Consider the following 17,646-nt stretch of genomic DNA (forward strand, 5'->3'; position numbering starts at 1 on the left):
AGCCACGACGCACCATGGAGGACAACCCAATGCAGCGGATAGGCATCATCGGCGTGGGCGAGATCGGCAAGGCCATCGTCGAGGGCTTGCGCAGCGATGGCGGTGCGTCGCCGGAGATCTTCCTTTCGCCCCGGGGAGCCCGCGCCGCCGCCGAACTGTCCGAGCGCTTCGAGGGCGTGCAGGTGTGCGTCGACAATCAGGAGGTCGTCGACCGCGCGGACCTGGTGATCATTGCCGTGCGCCGCCAGGATCATCGCGAGGCACTCGGCGGGCTGAAGGTGGGCGACGACAAGACCGTCGTCAGCCTGATGGCCGGTGTCGCCATCGACGATCTGCGCCGGACCCTCGCCACCGACGCCCCGATCGTCCGGGCCATCCCGCTGCCCGCCGTGCGCGAGCGTGGCTCCGTGACGGTGACCTGCCCTTCGCACTCGGAGGTGGACGCTCTCTTCGCACAGTTAGGCGGCGCGCTCCCCGTCGCCGACGAGGACGCCTTCAACGTCTTCTCCGCGCTGACCGGGACTTTTACCGCCCACTACGCCTACCTCGCCACGCTCACCTCGTGGGCCGCCGGCCACGGCATCTCGCCGGACGTCGCCGACCGGTATGTGCGTAGCCTCTTCAAGAACGTCGGCCGCGCGCTGAATGACGAGAGCCGCACCCTGGACCAGCTTGCCGCCGATCACGAGACGCCCAAGGGGAACAACGAGCGGATCCGCACCACGTGGTTCGACCAGCCCAACGCCACGGCTCTCGCCGAGGCACTGGACGGGCTCCTCACTGATCTGCGGTAAGCCTCAACCGAAACCGAAGCTCACCGCCGTCGGCGAAGCACCGACCGGGGGAACAGCCGCCCCCGTAGCGACAACGGAGCGGTCCGGCGCAGACTGTCCCGCAGCTGTCCGAAAGCAGGCTCCAAAGTCGCGTCCGGGGCGGCCTCGTCGCTGTACCAGCTGCGTTCCACCGCGCCCAGCACCGTCCGCAGCGCCTCCCGCCCGGGCTCGTCCAGGCGGTGGCGTTCGGCGATCTTTCCGCCGGCCACGCGGACCGTGTCGCTGTCGGAGATCGGCAGGTCTCGGTCCGCGCACTCCGCCTTCAGCTCTCGCCACGCCGCGTCGGCCGCGGTGGGGGAGTGCGTCGCGATCGTCTGGAGGTGGCGGCGGCGCACCAGGTCCCGGATCGCGGCGGGGCCGCCGGTCGCCGCGAGGATCAGCACGACCGCCAAGGCGAACCACCACGACACTGTCCCGGCCAGCAAGCCGATCGCGGCGACCAGCAGGACCGCTCCGGTCAGCGGCAGCCACAACGCGGCCAGGTGCAGCGGAGTCGGGGCGGTGACAGGGTTTCTGACCAGCACGTTGCCGTCAGGCGTGGCGCCCGGCGGGACACCGGACGGGGTCAGGCCGGGACGGGGGCGGCGGCGCAGGAAATAAGACGCGGCAACGGCGGCGGCGCCCAGCACGGCCAGGGTCAACGCGAGCCAGGTCAGCCAGCTGTCGTCCGGGGTGGTGTCCGCGGGCGCGGCGGGAGCAGCCTGGTCGTGGGTCTTGTCCGCCGACGCGCCGGTGGACGGAGCGGCCGAGCGCGGGGCCGTCGGGAGGTCGTCGGTCGCGTTGGGCTGTTGCGGGTTGTGGGTGTTCTGCTCGAGGTACGGCGGGACGATGCCGCGTCCGTCGGCGAGCGGGGTCGGGTCGAAGCTGACCCAGCCCTTGTCCCCGAAGTACGCCTCGACCCACGCGTGCGCGTCCTGCGAGCTGATCGACTGGTAGTCGCCCTTGGAAACGCCCGGGGTAAAGCCGATCGCGACGCGCGCGGGGATGTGCGCGACCCGCAGCATCACCGCCATCGCCGACGCGTATTGCTCGCAGTAGCCCCGTTTTCCCTTGAGGATGAAGTCCGCGAGCGCGTCCGCGTCGGTGGCGTCGGCGGTCTTCGTGTCGTACACGAAACCGTTCTGCGCGCTGAAGTACTGCCACAGCGCGGTGGCCCGGTCGAAGTTGTTCGTCTTGCCCGCGGTGAGCTGGTCGGTCAGCGCCGAGACCCGCCGGTCGACCTGGCCGATCCGCGTGTACAGCGCGGGGACCTCGTCGGATTTCGGCGCGGCGTCCCGCAGTTCGTCGGCGGTCGGCTCCTTCAGCGACGCGGTTTCCACGTACGCCGGCGCGGGTTCGCTCGCCGTGGTGAACACCGAGCCGCTGACCCGGTCGTACAGCCACTGCGGCGGCACGCCCCGGAGCGCGCGCGGGGCCCCGTAGACCGGCAGCCAGTTGTCGACCCAGCGCGTCGGCTGGATCTGGATCTGCCGCGACACCCCGGTGCCGTCGTCGCCGGGCGCGGCGGGCAGCGTGCTGTTCGCGAGGACACCGCTCTGTGCCTGGCCGCCGGCGCGCAGGCCCCAGCCCTTGTTCGGGGTGTAGGTGTCCAAGGTGAACGCGCGCATCAGCCGCCGGTCCGCGCCGAGGCCTCGCACCTGGAACAGTTCGGTGTTCTGGCCCTGGTCGAGCAGTCCGCGCAACTGCGTGAACGGCGCGATGCCGAACCCGCCGGTTCCGTCGCCGTCGCCGCCGGGACCGGAGCCGAACGGGATCTTGCCGACGGTCCCGACCACGGTGATCCCGCCGCCCAGCAGACCGAGCACGATCGCCGAGCTGACCACGGCCACCGGGGCTTGTGCGAGCCGCAGCATGCTGCCGGAGCCGGGCGCGTCGCGGTTGCGCCAGCGGCGGTGCCGGTGGTTGCCGTCGAGGGCGAGCAGACACGCGAAGGCACCCGCGCCGAGCACGAACGTCCACCACGGCATCAGCTCGTCCGACAACGCGGCGGGCACCGCGTACACGCAGAGCAGCACGAGCCCGGTCGCGGCCGGTGCCGCGGCGGCGACGGCGAGCGTGTCGACCAGCACCGCGACCAGCCCGACCGCGATCGTGACCAGGCAGAGGATCGGCTGCGTGCTGTCGACCGGCGGGAGGCCGGTCCGGATCTGGTCGGCCGCCGCGGTGAGCGTGGCCTGCAGTTCGCCGAAAGCGGTGGGGCCGGGGAAAATCGTGAGGATGCCCTGCGTCGTGAACGCGCCGGTGATGAGGAACAGCAGCACGAGCAGCTGCCCGAACCCGGCGACGACGGTCGGCGCGCGCAGCGAGCGCAACGCCAGGCCGGTGCCCGCGACGAGCACGACGGCCACGAAGAGGTACCCGAACCAGGCCCATCCGGAGACGACGCTGGTCAGCGACGTGGCCGCGCACAGCGTCGCGAGCCCGGCGGCGATCGGCGGCAGCACGCTGCTCCGCCACGCGGGCGGCGGATCGGTCGGCTGCGGGGTGGGGGTGTGCGGGATCGGCGGCGCGCCGGACGGGCGGGGAGCGGTGGTGGTCATCGGTTCCCCCTGCGTGCTCGTGAGCGGCGAAGCCGGTTAGAACCGGCATTGCCACTCACGACGGTCGTCGTCAGGTTCATCGCGTTCCGCCGATCACCGTCGACCGGTGGGTGCCCGCGCGGCACAGCAGCCCCCACACCTCGGGCATCGGCGTCTTCGGCCCGGCCACCACGACGCCCCAGCCCGCTCCGCGCAGCAGCTCCGCCGATTCCTTCGTCGCCGCGGCGAGGTGGTCCGGCGAGGCCGAACCCGCCCAGGTCGGCGTGTCCAGGAGAACGGCGAGGCTGCGGACGCCGCGCGCGCGGTACCGCGTCAGCTCGTGCACCGATTCCGCGCTCACCGTGCCCAGGATCGCGATCAGTTCCTGTCCTTCGGCCGGATCGTGGCCGAGCGTCACGTCTCGCTGGTGCGCCGGCTGGAGCGCGGCCAGCGCGTCGAGCACCAGGTTGTCGTAGCCTTCGCCGCCGTCGCCGGGAGAGTCCGCGAGCGAGACGCCGTGTTCGGTCACCAGCCGGACCCGGTGGCCGGTCCGCCGCAGGTGCAGCGACACCGAAGCGGCGAACGACACCGCCCACTCCAAGCTGGCCGTCGGACCGCTTCCGTGGTGCGCGGCCGCGCGGTGGTCCAGCAGCACTGTCGTGCCGCCGCGCCAAGGACGTTCCTCGATGCGGACCATGATCTCGTCGCGGCGCGCGGTCGAACGCCAGTGGACTTTCCGCATGTCGTCGCCAGTGCGGTAATGCCGCACGATCACGTCCGGCTCGCCCTGCCCGGAATGCAGCCGGACGCTTCCGTCGTCGCCCGCACCGGCCCCGGCGCCGCCGGGCAGACCCCACAACGGCACCACGCGCGGCACGACGACCAGCCGCGAATGGCCGATCAGCTCCCGTTCGAACTCGCACAGCCCGAACGGATCGGTGATCGTCGCGCGCAGCGGGCCGACCTGCTGGATCCCGCGCATGGCCGGCCGCAGCGGGTACCGCAGCAGCACGCGCCGGTCGTGCGGCAGCCGCTCGACCACGAACCGCGGCCGGGAGCCCAGCGCGTACGGCACGCCGTCCTCCAGCAACACCTCGCCGCCGGGCAGCCGTCCGCTGCGCCACAACTCGAGGTCGACCTCGCCGGTCGAGCCCGCCGCGACCCGGTCCGGGCGCAGGGCGCGCGCGGCGCCGAGGCGCAGCCGGGTGGCCGAGATGTAGGCGGCGACCAGCAGCGGCAGGGCGACGACGAACACCGCGACCCGCAGCAGGTCGCGTTCGTTGAGCACCAGCGAGCACACCGCGGCCGCGATCCCGGCGGCGAGGAGGCAACGGCCTCGGGTGGTGAGGCCGGACAGCGCGCGCAGCATGCGGATTCCCTGTTTCGGGTAGCGGGACGCGCCTCAGCGGGCCGAGCCCTGGGGGACGGGGACGCGGTGCAGCACCGCGCGGACCACGTCGGTCGCCGAACGGCGGGCGGCGTGCGCCTCGGTGGTGAGCACCAGCCGGTGCGCCAGCACGGGCACGGCGACCGTGTGCAGGTCGTCGGGCACCACGTAGTCGCGCCCGGACAGCGCGGCCTGCGCCCGCGCGGCCCGGACCAGGTGCAGCGTCGCGCGCGGCGAAGCGCCGAGCCGGATCTCCGGCACCTGCCGGGTCGCCGACACGACGTCCACGGCGTACCGGCGGACCTCCGGCGCGATGTGCACGCCGCGGACGGTCTCGATCAGCCGCAGCATCGTCTCGCCGTCGGACACCGGGGTCAGGTCGGCGAGCGGATTGTGCCCGGAATGCTCGTCGACCATGGCCAGTTCGGCCTGCTGGTCGGGGTAGCCGATGGACACCCGCGCGGTGAACCGGTCGCGCTGGGCCTCGGGCAGCGCGTAGGTGCCCTCCATCTCGATCGGGTTCTGCGTCGCGATCACCATGAACGGCGCGCCGAGCGTGTACGTGCTCGTGTCGACCGTGACCTGGTGCTCCTCCATGCACTCCAGCAACGCGGACTGCGTCTTCGGCGAGGCCCGGTTGATCTCGTCGCCCACCACGATGTTCGCGAACACCGGGCCGGGCCGGAACTCGAACTCGCCGGTCTGCCGGTTGTAGATGGAGACGCCGGTGACGTCGCTGGGCAGCAGGTCGGGGGTGAACTGCACGCGGCTGACGGTGCAGTCGATCGAGCGCGCGAGCGCCTTCGCGAGCGAGGTCTTGCCGACGCCCGGCACGTCCTCGACAAGCAGGTGGCCCTCGGCCAGGAGGGTCACCAGCGCGATCCGGATGACGTCCGGCTTGCCGACGAGGACGCGCTCCACGTTCGCGGCGATCCGGCGGGCGGTGTCGTGCAGTTCGCCGAGCCCGGCCGCCGGGACCTGCGCCAGCCCGTCCGCGGACTCGACCGCCGGGTACGGCGGCTGCCCGGACCCGTTGCCGTGACCTCCGGCGGGGGAAGCGGACTGGATTCTCGACGTCACTCGACCTCCTGGTGGCGCAATAGCTGGACGCGAACCGGCGGGGATGCGCGCCTTGTCCAGCGTTCTCCCCAGTGTGTCAAACCCGGGAGAACTGGGCGGCGGAACCCCGAGATCGTTTCATGGTGACGCCCAGCCACCCCGGCACTCCTTCTTACGGGTGATTATGAGGCATTTTCAGGTGATCCCGCTGACCGTATGCACTGTCGTATGCTCCGAAACGAAGTCGCCCGACCACGGTTCGACGTCGGAAGAGGTGCATCCGCGCATGAGCGAGGCCGAGGCGGAACGGAAAGCCGGGCTCCCGGGATTGTCCGGCGGCCGGTTCGCGGTCACGCCCGAACTGGCGACCGCGACCTATTCGAAGCTGGGCGAGCTGCAGGACGTCGTCGGCGAGATGGTCCGCGAGGCCGCCGTGCTCGGCCGGTCGGTGCCGCTGGGCGGCGGGTACGCCGGCGAGGTCGGCGCGTTCATGGCGAAGTACGGCCTCGGCCGCGACGGGTCCGCGGTCGACCAGCTCACGGCGTTCGGGAAAGAGATCGCCGGACTGAAGAAACGCATCGGCGGCGCGCTGGAGAAATACCGCGACCAGGACAGCGAAGCCGCCGAAGGCGTGGACTGCACCGGTGGCTGACCGTTTCGCGGCGCGCGCCGCGCTCCTTTCCGTTGCCGGGCTCGCAGTGCTGGTCTCGCTGGTTTCGTGCGGCCGGATGCCCGGCATCTCGCACGCCGCGCCCGCGGACGGAGGCCCGCCGGCTCCCGCGCCGCCCTCGTCTTCGGCCCCGTCGCTGGCCAAGCTCGACCCGTGCACGCTGCTCTCGCCGCAGGACCGGTCGTCGGCCGGGCTCACCGGGCAGGGCAAGCCGAAGACGATCGGCGAGGCCCGCGCGTGCGACTGGACCGTGCCCTCGACGTTCGGCCTCACCGTCACCCTCGACGAAACCAACGGACTGGCGAACCTCGACCTCTCCGACGGCAAGCGCACCAAGAAGGACGTCGGCTCGCACCAGGCGGTGCAGGTGTCCGGCAGCCGCGGCACCTGCGCGGTGCTGCTCGACGTCGGCGGCGCGCAGAGCGTGCAGGTCGACGTGAACAACGCGAACTTCGCCGACTCCGCGCTCGCCTGCTCGCGGGCGGGCGACGTGGCCGGACTGCTCGAGCCGAAGCTGCCGTGAACCCCGTGCGAGGAGGAAAGTCGTGACCGACACCCCGGCCGTGCCCGCCGAGTCCCCGGCCGCTCCCGAGCCGACGGCCCGGTACGAAGCGTTCAGCCACGCGGCGCTGGCCGCGCAGGCGGTCGACGGCAACGACCCGGCGGCGGCGGGCGAATCGGGCACGCGGTGGGCCGGTCTGTCGCAACGGCTCGAGGACTCGATCGGCGGGCTGGTCGCGCTGTCGGCCGGCAGCGAGGAGACCTGGCAGGGCGACGCCGGCGACGCGATGCGGTCGGTGCTCGGCAAAGCGTCCGGCTGGCTGGCCGAGACTTCCGTGGTGTCGGCGAAGGTCGGGGAGGCCGTGCACGGACAGGCCGAGGTCGCCGCGCGGGCCCGGGCGGACATGCCCGCGCCGGTGGAGTTCGACCCGGCGGCGATGATCCGTTCCGCCGCCGCGAGCGGGAGCATGGTGCGGCTGGCCGGGCTGTCGTCCGCCATGGACGAGCGGCGCGCCGAAGCCGAGGCCGCCCGGCAGAAGGCGATCGACGTCCTGCGCACCCGGGACACGGCGTTGCGCGGGCTCGTGCCCGAAGGCGGTTTCCCGGCGGTCCCGCCGCTCGGCGCGGGGCCGGCTTGATCAGCCTGTCGGCGTCCGCGTTCGACATCGTCTGGGCCGACCTCGGCCTCGACGCGCCGCCCGCGCCGCTGGCGGTGCGCAGCGTGGGGGAGACCGACGCCGACCGGTCCGCGATCCGCGCGGAGGTCTACCGGAACCTCGGCGAACGCGGCCTCTTCGACGGCCGTCTCGACGCATCCCTGGAGAACAGCCTTCGGCTGCTGGCGTCCGCGGAGCGATATGTGGAGTGCGAGGCGCTCGCGGACATGACTGCGGACGAACCGTTCCGCGCGGTCGCCGCGATCCGGGGACGGAACGCGGTGCTGGCTGTGCAGCCCGCGCGGACGATCGGCGTGCGCGGCATCGGGGAAAGCGAACTGGCCTCGGCGATCGTCGACGTGCTGCCCGAGCTTTCGGCCGGTCCCGGCTACGGCGTCCGGCTGCCCGCGGCCGGGGAGCCGCCCGGCGGCGCACAGGGGGAGGAGCTGCGGGCGATCCAGGCCCGGCCGGTGTACGCGGCGGGGCAGTTCACCGTCCACGTCCGCGACCGGGCGGGGAAACTGTCCAGGACCGGCGGGCTGACCTGGTTCGACACGGACGCCGGGGCTTACTCGACGGTGTCCTCGCCGGGCCGCGGCGGACAGGAGTGGGTGACGGTGTCCCCGGTGGACAGCCCGCGGCTCGTGGAGCGGGTCATGGAGCTGGTGCCGCGCTGACCCGGCTGGTCTGAAGTGGACGGCCGCTCGTGAGTGTTTATGCCGGTTCTAACCGGCATTGCCACTCACGACCCCGCGCGACAGCGGTCCTCCCTCGCCCCGCCGCGGCTGTCCCGGCACTGTCGCGCGGGGTTCCGTCCGGCTGGCCGCAACCAGTTCCTACGCCGCCCCACCGGGCTCGGCTCACTTGCTTCCGAGGCGTGACCAGGCCGAGCCGCGCTGCCCCCACTCAGCCCACCGCGCGTCCCAAGAGCGGCACGGCGTCCCCACAACGCCCCCCACCGGGCCCCACTGAGGTTCCCCCACCCCGCTCCACCCGCGTCCCCACCAGCCCCCACCGGTTCCCCCACCACGGGTCCCCACGCTGCCGAAACTCGGACGTTTCACGCGTCCCGAGGTTGCGGAAGACCCCGGTGCGGGGGATCTTCGCCACGGTCCCCCCACCCGGCCCCCACCTGGACCCACCTCCGTGACCTGCGCAAACGCGCCACTCGACGGAGTGGCACGCGCGCAAGACTCGTTGACTGTGGTGAAAAGTGGGGTACGGTGGTGGCCAGTGGGGCGGAAGGGAGCCCCCGAGCCGGAACCGGGCGGGGAGCCAACCGGATCCGGTAGGGAGGTGGAGGCCGGTGTTCCTCGGCACCCACACCCCGAAGCTGGACGACAAAGGGCGGCTCACGCTGCCCGCGAAGTTCCGCGAAGCCTTGGCAGGCGGGCTGATGGTCACCAAGGGGCAGGACCACTGTCTCTTCGTCTTCCCCCGTGCCGAGTTCGAGCAGATGGCCAGGAAGGTCGCCGAAGCCCCGTTCACGAACGAGGCGGTGCGGGCTTACCAGCGCTACCTGTTCGCCGGGACGGACGAGCAACGTCCGGACGGGCAAGGGCGCGTCGCCATCGCGCCGGAGCTGCGCCGGTACGCGGGGCTGAACAAGGAGTGCGTGGTGATCGGCGCGATCACCCGGCTCGAAATCTGGGACGCCCAGGCGTGGCAGGGCTACCTGGACGAACACGAGGACAGCTACGCACAGGCTCGGGAGGAAGTTCTGCCGGGCGTCTTCTAGGAGACGCCTCAGGCGAACCTGCGTCGTCGGGGGACGCGGGTACGCCGTTCGACGCGGATGCCGTGAGGCCTCTGTCCGCTCTTTGACCCTGGCGCACCTTCCCCGGTGCCAGGTCAGCAAGCGGGCGGGCAGGGACCTGACGGCATCCGCCGCATCTTCCCCGGAAACACTCGCGGCAGAAAGGGGGAAGACATGACGGACGCGGCTGAGCACGTTCCGGTGCTGCTGGACCGCATCGTCGAGCTGTTCGCCCCCGCGCTGGCCGATCGAGACGCCGTCCTCGTCGACGCGACCGTGGGCCTCGGCGGCCATTCCGACGCGCTGCTCGCGGCCTTTCCCCGGCTCCGGCTGATCGGCCTTGACCGCGATCCCGCCGCGCTCGAGCGCTCCGCGGAGCGGCTCGCGCGGCACGGCGACCGCGTCGATCTCGTGCACACGGTCTACGACGGACTTCCCGAGGCGGTGTCCGGACTGGGACTGTCCCAAGTGGACGGAATCCTGTTCGACCTCGGCGTCTCGTCGATGCAGCTCGACCGCGCCGAACGCGGTTTCGCCTATTCGCAGGACGCGCCGCTGGACATGCGGATGGACCCGACCACCGGGTTCACCGCCGCCGACGTGCTCAACACCTACGCGCCCGGTGAGCTGATCCGGATCCTGCGCGACTACGGCGAGGAACGCTTCGCGCAGCGGATCGTCCGCGCCGTGGTGGCGGAACGGGAGAAGGAACCGTTCACCCGCAGCGGAAGGCTGGTCGAACTGCTCTACTCCGCGGTGCCCGCGGCGAGCAGGCGCACCGGCGGGCATCCGGCGAAGCGCACCTTCCAGGCGCTGCGGATCGAGGTCAACGGCGAGCTGGAAGTGCTGCGCCGGGCGATGCCCGCGGCGCTGGGCGCGCTGGCGATGGACGGCCGGATCGTCGTCGAGTCCTATCAGTCCCTCGAGGACCGGCTGGTGAAGCAGGCGCTCGCGGAACTGGCGAAATCCCGGACGCCGGAAGGGCTTCCGGTCGAGCTTCCCGGGCACGGGCCGGAATTGAAGCTCCTCACGCGGGGAGCGGAGAAGGCCGGCGAGAGCGAGATCGAGCACAACCCGCGGGCCGCCTCGGTGCGGCTGCGCGCAGCACAACGGATCGGAGAGCCGCGATGACCGCACCTACGAAGTCCCGCCGCTCGTCGTCGACCGCTGCGGAGCGGGCACCGCGGAACACCGTCACCGAGACGGAAGCCCCGGGGCGGCGGCGCACGACAGCCGCCGAGCGCGCGTACGCCCGGCGGGCGCAGCGGGCCGACCTGTTGCGCCAGCGTGCGCCGAAAAGGCCTGCCGCCGAACCGGAAACCGTCGTGGCGAAGACTGTGGGCACGCGGCTCAAGCTGCGCTGGCCGCGGTCGCGCGCGTCCTTCGTGCTCGTGATGATGGGGCTGCTGGCGGTCGGGGTCGCCGCGACGCTGTGGTTCACCACGCAGGCGATCGCCGATTCGTACCGGCTCGAAAAGCTGCGCACGGACAGCGCTTCTCTCATGGAGACCAAGGACCGGCTGGAGCGCGAAGTCGCGAAGGCCCAGTCCCCGGCGTCTCTCGCGCCCGCGGCCAAGCAGCTGGGCATGGTGCCCGGCGGCGACCCGGCGCGCATCGTGGTCGGCAAGGACGGCAAGACGACCATTGTCGGCGAACCGAAGAAGGCCCAGCCGGACGAGCAGGACTCGGCCGCGCCGCCGTCGACTCCCGCTGCTCCGCCGGCGGCGGAGGGCGGCATCGAAGGAGACCTGCCGGGCACTGCCGCAGGTACCGCGGGAGGACAGTGATGGCAGCGGGAGGCGGCCGTTCCAGGGCGGCGGGCAGCGCGCGGAGGACCTACGCCGCGGGCACCCGCCGTGCTGTCGCGAAGCGGGGCAACGGCGGACAGCGCAGCCGGTTTTCGGCGGTGCGCATCATGCTGGTCGTGCTGATGGTCGTGGCGGGCGCGAAACTGGTGCAGGTGCAGTGGTTCGAGGCCCCCACGCTGTCGGCGGCGGCCGAACGGCAGCGCACGCTCACCATCGACATCCCGGCCCAGCGCGGGTCCATTGTGGACCGCAACGGCGCGAAGCTGGCGTTCAGCGTGGAAACCCGCACGCTGTCGGTGAACCTGCGGGCGCTGCACAAGTCGATGGACGAGTACGCGAAGAAGTACCCGGACAAGGGCCGCAACTTCGAAACCGAGGTCGCCGGCGCGGCGAAGCTGATCGCGCAGAAGGTCCCGCACCTCACCACTGAGGCAGAACAGCTGGCACTGCTGCACAAACAGCAGTCCTTCACCTACCTCGTCGACAATGTCGAGCCGTCGGTGGCCGACCAGATCGTCAAGAAGTATGCGTGGATCAGCGTCGAGAAGCGGGCCAAGCGCGAGTACCCGGGCGACACGCTCGCGTCGAACATCGTCGGTCTGTCGAATTGGCGGATGGACGACCCCGACGTGTCGAAGCACAACTTGCACGGCGTGATCGGACTGGAGAAATCGCGCGACGCGGACCTGGCGGGCACGCCCGGCCGCGAGATCGTGAACACCCAGAACGGCAACGACAACCTGTACCTGCCCGGCACCGAGCACGTGCTCAACGCCGCTGTCCCGGGTTCCGACCTCGAGCTGACCATAGACTCCGACCTGCAGTTCGAGCTGCAGCGCCAGCTGAGCGACTATGTCGCGAAGGCGGGGGCCAAGGGCGGCCAGGCGGTGATCATGGACGCGAAGACGTCCGAGGTGTACGCGCTGGCCGACGCGAGCACGTTCAACCCGAACGACCCCTCCACGATCAAGGACGACCTGCTCAACAACCGCCCGATCACCACGCCGTACGAGCCGGGTTCGGTGAACAAGGTGGTCACCGCGACCGCGGCGATCGACGACAAGATCGCCACGCCCACCTCGACGCTCGAGGTGCCGGGTTCGATCAAGGTCGCCGACCGGACGGTGCACGACGCGTGGGTGCACGGAACGCAGACGTTCACCACCACCGGCGTGTTCGCGAAGTCCTCCAACGTCGGCACGCTGGAACTCGCGCAGCAGGTCGGCCCGGACCGGTACCTCGAACTGCTGAAGAAGTTCGGCATCGGGCAGAAGACCGGCATCGGCCTGCCTGGCGAAAGCTCCGGATACGTGCCGCCGCGCAAGGACTGGTCGGCGTCCACGTTCGGCAACTTGCCGATCGGGCAGGGACTTTCGATGACCGTGGTGCAGATGGCCGGGATGTACCAGGCGATCGCGAACGACGGCCTGCGCGTCGAACCGCGGATCGTGAAGGCGAAGAAGAACCCGGACGGCACGGTGACGCCGGAAGCGCCGCCGAAGACCGAGCGCGTGGTGAGCCCGGAGACCGCGAAGACAGTGCGGGACATGCTGCGTTCGGTGGTGCAGAACGCCAAGAGCCCGAACGCGGGCACCGCGCCGTCGGCCGGGCTGGAGGGGTATCAGATCTCCGGCAAGACGGGCACCGGCCAGCAGATCGACCCGCGCACCAAGGCGTACAGCTCGAGCCTGGCGAACATCACCTTCGCCGGCATCCTGCCCGCCGACCACCCGCGGTTCGTCGTGGGCATCCGGCTGGACGCGCCGGACAGCACGCCCGCCGGGCATTCCGCCGGGCCGCTGTTCCACACGATCGCGTCGTACCTGTCGCAGCGGTACCAGATCCCGCTGTCGGACGGGCCGTCGCCGGTGGTTCCGCTCGTCGTCGGCTGACCTCCGGGCCGAGCCTTCCCGCCCGAGACGGTGAACGTCCGTGAAGGGCCCCTTGAGGGAATCTGATTCCCTCAAGGGGCCCTTCACGGACTTCCGCGGGAATGGCGAGAGCCGCGAGGCGGGTGCTGGCAAGACCCCCAATGTGGCATTGGGTGCGCTCAACGCACCGAACGCCACATTGGGTGCGTGGGACGCACCCAATGCCACATTGGGGCGGGGCTGGGCGATCGTCCACACGGGCCGGTGTGGCACTGGGGAAAGGGTTGCGCCGCAACGATCTTGACCGCCTCGCCTAGCACACTCGCGACGCGCCCGCGCGTTCGCCGTACCGCGTTGGGTCACCCGGATCCGGCCTCGGTAACCTCTCCGGCGTGTCCGTGTCCTCGTCCCAGCCCCGAAGCGGGCCCGCTGCCGCCTCGCTGCCGGACAGCCCGGCCAAGGCAGCCGCCGCGCCGCCCCGGCCGGCCCGGATCGACCCGGTCCCGCTGGCCACTCTGCTCGCCCGTGCGGGAGCCCGGCTCATCGCCGACCGTCCCGAGGCCGCCGACCTCACCGTCACCGGCGCCACGCTGCGTGCGCAGCATGTGCTGCCCGGAGACCTGTTCGCCGGCCTTCCCGGAGCCCGCGCGCATGGCGCCGACTTCAGCGAGCAGGCGCTCGCCGCCGGAGCCGCGGCCGTCCTGACTGACCCGAGCGGGGCCGAGCGGCCCGCGCTGCGCGACGCGCCGGTGCCGGTCCTCGTGCACCCGGACCCGCGCGCCGCGCTCGGCGAGATCGCCGCGTGGATCTACGGCGAGCCGTCGCTGCACCTGTCGGTCCTCGGCGTCACCGGCACTTCCGGCAAGACCACCACCTCCTACCTGGTCGACGCGGGCCTGCGCGCCGCCGGGCGCACCACCGGCCTGATCGGCACGGTCGAGACCCGGATCGCCGGCGAGCGCCTGGCCAGCGGGTTCACCACGCCGGAGGCCCCGGACCTGCAGGCGCTGCTCGCGGTGATGCTGGAGCGCGGCGTCACGCACGTGCCGATGGAGGTGTCCAGCCACGCGCTGGCGCTCGGCCGGGTCAACGGCACCCGGTTCGCGGTCGGCGCGTTCACCAACCTGTCGCAGGACCACCTCGACTTCCACAAGGACATGGAGGAGTACTTCGCCGCCAAGTCCCTGCTGTTCGACGGCCGCTCGACCACCGAGGTCGTCGTGGTCGACAGCGCGTGGGGGCAGGCGCTGCTCACTCCGCAGACGGTGACCGTGTCGATCGAGGCCGGGGCCGACGCGCTGTGGCGGGCCGCCGACATCGAGGCGACCCCGGCCGGCGAGCAGACCTTCACGCTGCTCGGGCCGGACGGGCTCAGCCGCGCGGCGAAGATCCCGCTGCCGGGCACGTTCAACGTCGCCAACGCGGTGCTCGCCGCGGCGATCCTGGACAGCGCGGGCATCGACGCCGACGACATCGTCGCCGGGCTCGCCTCGGTGGAGGTGCCCGGCCGGATGGAGCGGGTCTACCTCGGCCAGGACTTCACCGCGGTGGTCGACTACGCGCACAAACCGGCCGCGGTCGCACAGGGCCTCGACGCCCTGCGCGCCCGCACCGACGGCCGGATCATCACCGTGCTCGGCTGCGGCGGCGACCGCGACACCGCGAAGCGCCCGATGATGGGCGAGGCCGCGGTGCGCCGCAGCGATCTCCTCATCGTCACCGACGACAACCCGCGTTCGGAGGACCCGGCCGCGATCCGCGCCGCGATGATGGCCGGGGCCCGCGCGGTCGGGCCGGCGGCGGGCGGCGAAGTCGTGGAGATCGGCGACCGGCGCGAGGCGATCGCGTCCGCGGTGTCGCTCGCCCGGGCGGGAGACATCGTCCTGATCGCAGGCAAGGGCCACGAGACCGGCCAGGAGGCCCAGGGTGTGGTGCACCCGTTCTCCGACCGGGACGAGCTGGAGGCCGCCATCCGCAAGCGTCTCGAGGTGACCGCGTGATCGAGCTGAGCCTGGCCGAGATCGCCGACGTCGTCGGCGGCAGGCTGCACCGCACCGACGGATCCGCTGTCGTGACCGGCAGCGTCGAATTCGACACCCGCCAGCTCGGCCCGGGCGGGCTGTTCATCGCCCTGCCCGGCGAACGCGTCGACGGACACGATTTCGCCGCGAAGGCGGTCGAGTCCGGCGCGGTCGGCGTGCTGGCCGCGCGGGAGGTCGACGCTCCGGCGATCGTCGTGCCGCCGCTGCCGCCGGGACAGGGCAACGCCGGGTCGGTCGCGCTGACCGGCGACACCGACGGCTCCGGGGCCGCTGTGCTGGCCGCGCTGGCCAAGCTCGCCCGGCACGTCGTCGACCGGCTGGCGGCGGGCGGGCTGACCGTCATCGGCGTCACCGGTTCGTCCGGCAAGACCTCGACCAAGGACGTCATCGCGCAGCTGATCGAGCCGATGGGCCCGACGGTCGCGCCGCCCGGGTCGTTCAACAGCGAGCTGGGCCACCCGTGGACCGCGCTGCGGGCCGACGCGTCGACCAAGTTCCTCGTGCTGGAGATGTCCGCGCGCGGGGTCGGGCACATCGCCGAGGCGGCGGTGACCACGCCGCCTCGGATCGGTGCGGTGCTGAACGTCGGCAGCGCGCACGTCGGCGAGTTCGGCTCGCGCGAAGGCATCGCGAAGGCCAAGGGCGAGCTGGTCGAGGCGCTGCCCGAAGACGGTCTCGCGGTGCTGAACTTCGACGATCCGCTGGTCGCCGCCATGGCGAGCCGTACGAAGGCCCGCGTCGTGGGCGTGGGGGAGTCGGCCGGGGCGCAGGTCCGGGCCGCCGACATCACGGTCGACGACGAGGCCCGCGCGTCCTTCCGGTTGATCACGCCCGAGGGCGAGGCCCCGGTCACGCTGCCGCTGCACGGCGAGCACCACGTCGGCAATGCGCTCTCGGCCGCCGCCATCGCGCGCGAGCTGGGCGCGACCACCGAGGAGATCGCGCGGCGGCTGTCGTCCCTGCAGCGGCGCTCGGAGCGCCGGATGGACGTCACGACCCGCGCGGACGGCGTCACGATCCTCAACGACTCGTACAACGCCAACCCGGAATCGGTCCGGGCCGGGCTGAAGGCGCTGGCCTCGATGAGCCGCTCCGGCCGCCGCGCCTGGGCGGTGCTCGGCGTGATGGGCGAGCTGGGCGAGGACTCGGTGACCGCGCACGATTCGATCGGGCGGCTCGTGGTCCGGCTGAACATCGAGAAGCTCGTCGTGGTCGGCCAGGAAGCGGCCGCCATGCACCAGGGCGCGTTCCAGGAGGGCTCCTGGGGCGAGGAGTCGGTGCTGGTACCCGATGTCGAGGCCGCCGTCGCCGTACTGCATGATCAGCTCCGTCCCGGGGACGTGGTGCTGGTCAAGGCGTCCAAGGCCGCCGGTCTCTGGCGGGTGGCCGAAGCGCTGCTGGCCGATCCCGGGAATTCCCCCTCCACGTTGAACTCTGAACGCTCGAACGGTGGTCACGCGTGATCAACATCATGATCGCGGCCGCGGCGGGTCTGCTGGTCTCGATCCTGCTCACGCCCTACCTCATCCGGGTTTTCTCGCGGCAGGGCTTCGGCCAGGAGATCCGCGAGGAAGGCCCGCAGGGGCACAAGTCGAAGCGCGGCACGCCGACCATGGGCGGCGTCGCGATCATCACCGCGATGGTCGTCGGCTACTTCGTCGCGCACCTGATCACCTGGATCGGCAACTCGCGCGCGGCGGCCCCCTCGGCGTCCGGCCTGCTCGTGCTGATGCTCGCGGTCGGACTCGGCGTGGTCGGTTTCCTCGACGACTTCATCAAGATCCGCAAGCAGCGCAACCTCGGGCTGAACAAGACCGCGAAGCTGGTCGGCCAGCTCGTGATCACCATCCTGTTCGCGGTGCTGTCGCTGCAGTTCAAGGACGCCCAAGGGCTCACGCCCGCGTCGCAGAGCCTGTCCTACGTCCGGGACCTGGCGCTCATCACGTTCCCGTCGGTCGTGTTCGTGATCTTCTGCTACATCGTCATCTCCGGCTGGTCGAACGCGGTGAACTTCACCGACGGCCTCGACGGCCTGGCCGGCGGCGCGGCGGCGATGGTGCTCGCGACGTACGTGGTCATCTCGTTCTGGCAGGCCCGGCTCTCCTGCTCGACGCAGCCGCTCCCGGCCTGCTACGACGTGCGCGACCCGCTCGACCTCGCCGTCGTGGCGGCGGCGGCCACCGGGGCCTGCGTCGGGTTCCTCTGGTGGAACGCCGCTCCGGCGAAGATCTTCATGGGCGACACCGGTTCGCTCGCCCTCGGCGGCCTCGTCGCCGGGCTGTCCATGACCACCCGCACCGAACTGCTCGCCATCGTCATCGGCGGCCTCTTCATGGTCGAGATGATCTCGGTGGTCACGCAGATCGCGGTCTTCCGCACGACGCGGCGGCGGCTGTTCCGGATGGCGCCGTTCCACCACCACTTCGAGCTGGCCGGGTGGGCCGAAACCACGGTGATCATCCGGTTCTGGCTGCTCTCGGCGATCTGCTGCATGTTCGGGCTCGGGCTGTTCTACAGCGAGCAGCTCAACTTCGGAGGCTGAGC

At 71.7% G+C, this 17,646-nt stretch carries 15 protein-coding genes; 12 read left to right on the forward strand and 3 right to left on the reverse strand.

Annotation, left to right across the window (positions count from 1 at the left end):
* The first annotated feature begins 29 nt into the window (after positions 1-29).
* Entirely contained in the window at positions 30-794 is a 765-nt protein-coding gene (locus ABD156_RS36380) for an NAD(P)-binding domain-containing protein (RefSeq protein ID WP_344284797.1), read from the forward strand.
* Positions 795-814: 20 nt separating this feature from the next.
* On the opposite strand, the gene ABD156_RS36385 is transcribed toward ABD156_RS36380, so the two are convergent.
* From ABD156_RS36385 to ABD156_RS36395, 3 genes are all read right to left on the reverse strand, one after another.
* A complete protein-coding gene (locus tag ABD156_RS36385) occupies positions 815-3,373 on the reverse strand; it encodes a transglutaminase TgpA family protein (protein WP_344284800.1) in 2,559 nt (852 codons plus the stop codon).
* A gap of 76 nt (positions 3,374-3,449) precedes the next feature.
* Positions 3,450-4,721 (reverse strand): DUF58 domain-containing protein, encoded by a 1,272-nt coding sequence (locus ABD156_RS36390; protein ID WP_344284803.1) that lies wholly within the window; start codon positions 4,719-4,721, stop codon positions 3,450-3,452.
* 33 nt (positions 4,722-4,754) lie between these two features.
* Entirely contained in the window at positions 4,755-5,819 is a 1,065-nt protein-coding gene (locus tag ABD156_RS36395; RefSeq protein WP_009080396.1) for an AAA family ATPase, read from the reverse strand.
* Positions 5,820-6,084: 265 nt separating this feature from the next.
* Between ABD156_RS36395 and ABD156_RS36400 the strand changes: the two genes are divergently transcribed.
* From ABD156_RS36400 to mraY, 11 genes are all read left to right on the forward strand, one after another.
* Complete coding sequence (locus ABD156_RS36400; protein WP_344284806.1) at positions 6,085-6,450, forward strand: hypothetical protein; 366 nt, start codon at positions 6,085-6,087, stop codon at positions 6,448-6,450.
* Positions 6,443-6,991 carry a DUF3558 family protein gene (locus tag ABD156_RS36405; protein WP_344284808.1) on the forward strand — a complete coding sequence of 183 codons (549 nt, stop codon included), beginning with the start codon at positions 6,443-6,445 and terminating at the stop codon, positions 6,989-6,991. The genes ABD156_RS36400 and ABD156_RS36405 overlap by 8 nt, the downstream gene beginning before the upstream one ends.
* A gap of 22 nt (positions 6,992-7,013) precedes the next feature.
* Positions 7,014-7,607 (forward strand): PE-PGRS family protein, encoded by a 594-nt coding sequence (locus ABD156_RS36410; protein ID WP_344284811.1) that lies wholly within the window; start codon positions 7,014-7,016, stop codon positions 7,605-7,607.
* Positions 7,604-8,302 (forward strand): ESX secretion-associated protein EspG, encoded by a 699-nt coding sequence (locus tag ABD156_RS36415; RefSeq protein WP_344284814.1) that lies wholly within the window; start codon positions 7,604-7,606, stop codon positions 8,300-8,302. Before ABD156_RS36410 ends, ABD156_RS36415 begins: the two co-directional genes overlap by 4 nt.
* A 629-nt stretch (positions 8,303-8,931) precedes the next feature.
* Positions 8,932-9,363, forward strand: coding sequence for a division/cell wall cluster transcriptional repressor MraZ (gene mraZ, locus ABD156_RS36420; RefSeq protein WP_009080393.1), 432 nt, complete (start codon positions 8,932-8,934; stop codon positions 9,361-9,363).
* Positions 9,364-9,555: 192 nt separating this feature from the next.
* Positions 9,556-10,512 carry a 16S rRNA (cytosine(1402)-N(4))-methyltransferase RsmH gene (rsmH, locus tag ABD156_RS36425; RefSeq protein WP_344284828.1) on the forward strand — a complete coding sequence of 319 codons (957 nt, stop codon included), beginning with the start codon at positions 9,556-9,558 and terminating at the stop codon, positions 10,510-10,512.
* A complete protein-coding gene (gene ftsL / locus ABD156_RS36430) occupies positions 10,509-11,168 on the forward strand; it encodes a cell division protein FtsL (RefSeq protein WP_344284830.1) in 660 nt (219 codons plus the stop codon). The genes rsmH and ftsL overlap by 4 nt, the downstream gene beginning before the upstream one ends.
* Positions 11,168-13,081: a peptidoglycan D,D-transpeptidase FtsI family protein gene (locus ABD156_RS36435; RefSeq protein WP_344284832.1), complete on the forward strand. Its 1,914-nt coding sequence runs from the start codon at positions 11,168-11,170 to the stop codon at positions 13,079-13,081. Before ftsL ends, ABD156_RS36435 begins: the two co-directional genes overlap by 1 nt.
* Positions 13,082-13,500: 419 nt before the next feature.
* The gene (locus tag ABD156_RS36440) at positions 13,501-15,060 is read left to right on the forward strand and encodes a UDP-N-acetylmuramoyl-L-alanyl-D-glutamate--2,6-diaminopimelate ligase (RefSeq protein ID WP_344285348.1); all 1,560 of its coding nucleotides are present in this window, start codon (positions 13,501-13,503) and stop codon (positions 15,058-15,060) included.
* Positions 15,057-16,565, forward strand: coding sequence for a UDP-N-acetylmuramoyl-tripeptide--D-alanyl-D-alanine ligase (locus ABD156_RS36445; RefSeq protein ID WP_344284836.1), 1,509 nt, complete (start codon positions 15,057-15,059; stop codon positions 16,563-16,565). The genes ABD156_RS36440 and ABD156_RS36445 overlap by 4 nt, the downstream gene beginning before the upstream one ends.
* On the forward strand, positions 16,562-17,644 hold the full coding sequence (mraY, locus tag ABD156_RS36450; RefSeq protein WP_344284839.1) for a phospho-N-acetylmuramoyl-pentapeptide-transferase: 1,083 nt from the start codon (positions 16,562-16,564) through the stop codon (positions 17,642-17,644). Before ABD156_RS36445 ends, mraY begins: the two co-directional genes overlap by 4 nt.
* Positions 17,645-17,646 lie beyond the last annotated feature (2 nt).

This window comes from Amycolatopsis albidoflavus (assembly GCF_039525725.1).
Lineage (GTDB): Bacteria > Actinomycetota > Actinomycetes > Mycobacteriales > Pseudonocardiaceae > Amycolatopsis > Amycolatopsis albidoflava.

What these genes read in the sequence shown, in the direction of transcription:
- ftsL (WP_344284830.1), top strand. Translation starts at nt 10,509, where the DNA reads ATGACCGCACCTACGAAGTCCCGCCGCTCGTCGTCGACCGCTGCGGAG.
- ABD156_RS36400 (WP_344284806.1), top strand. Translation starts at nt 6,085, where the DNA reads ATGAGCGAGGCCGAGGCGGAACGGAAAGCCGGGCTCCCGGGATTGTCC.
- ABD156_RS36435 (WP_344284832.1), top strand. Translation starts at nt 11,168, where the DNA reads ATGGCAGCGGGAGGCGGCCGTTCCAGGGCGGCGGGCAGCGCGCGGAGG.
- ABD156_RS36390 (WP_344284803.1), bottom strand. Translation starts at nt 4,721, where the DNA reads ATGCTGCGCGCGCTGTCCGGCCTCACCACCCGAGGCCGTTGCCTCCTC.
- rsmH (WP_344284828.1), top strand. Translation starts at nt 9,556, where the DNA reads ATGACGGACGCGGCTGAGCACGTTCCGGTGCTGCTGGACCGCATCGTC.
- ABD156_RS36380 (WP_344284797.1), top strand. Translation starts at nt 30, where the DNA reads ATGCAGCGGATAGGCATCATCGGCGTGGGCGAGATCGGCAAGGCCATC.
- ABD156_RS36385 (WP_344284800.1), bottom strand. Translation starts at nt 3,373, where the DNA reads ATGACCACCACCGCTCCCCGCCCGTCCGGCGCGCCGCCGATCCCGCAC.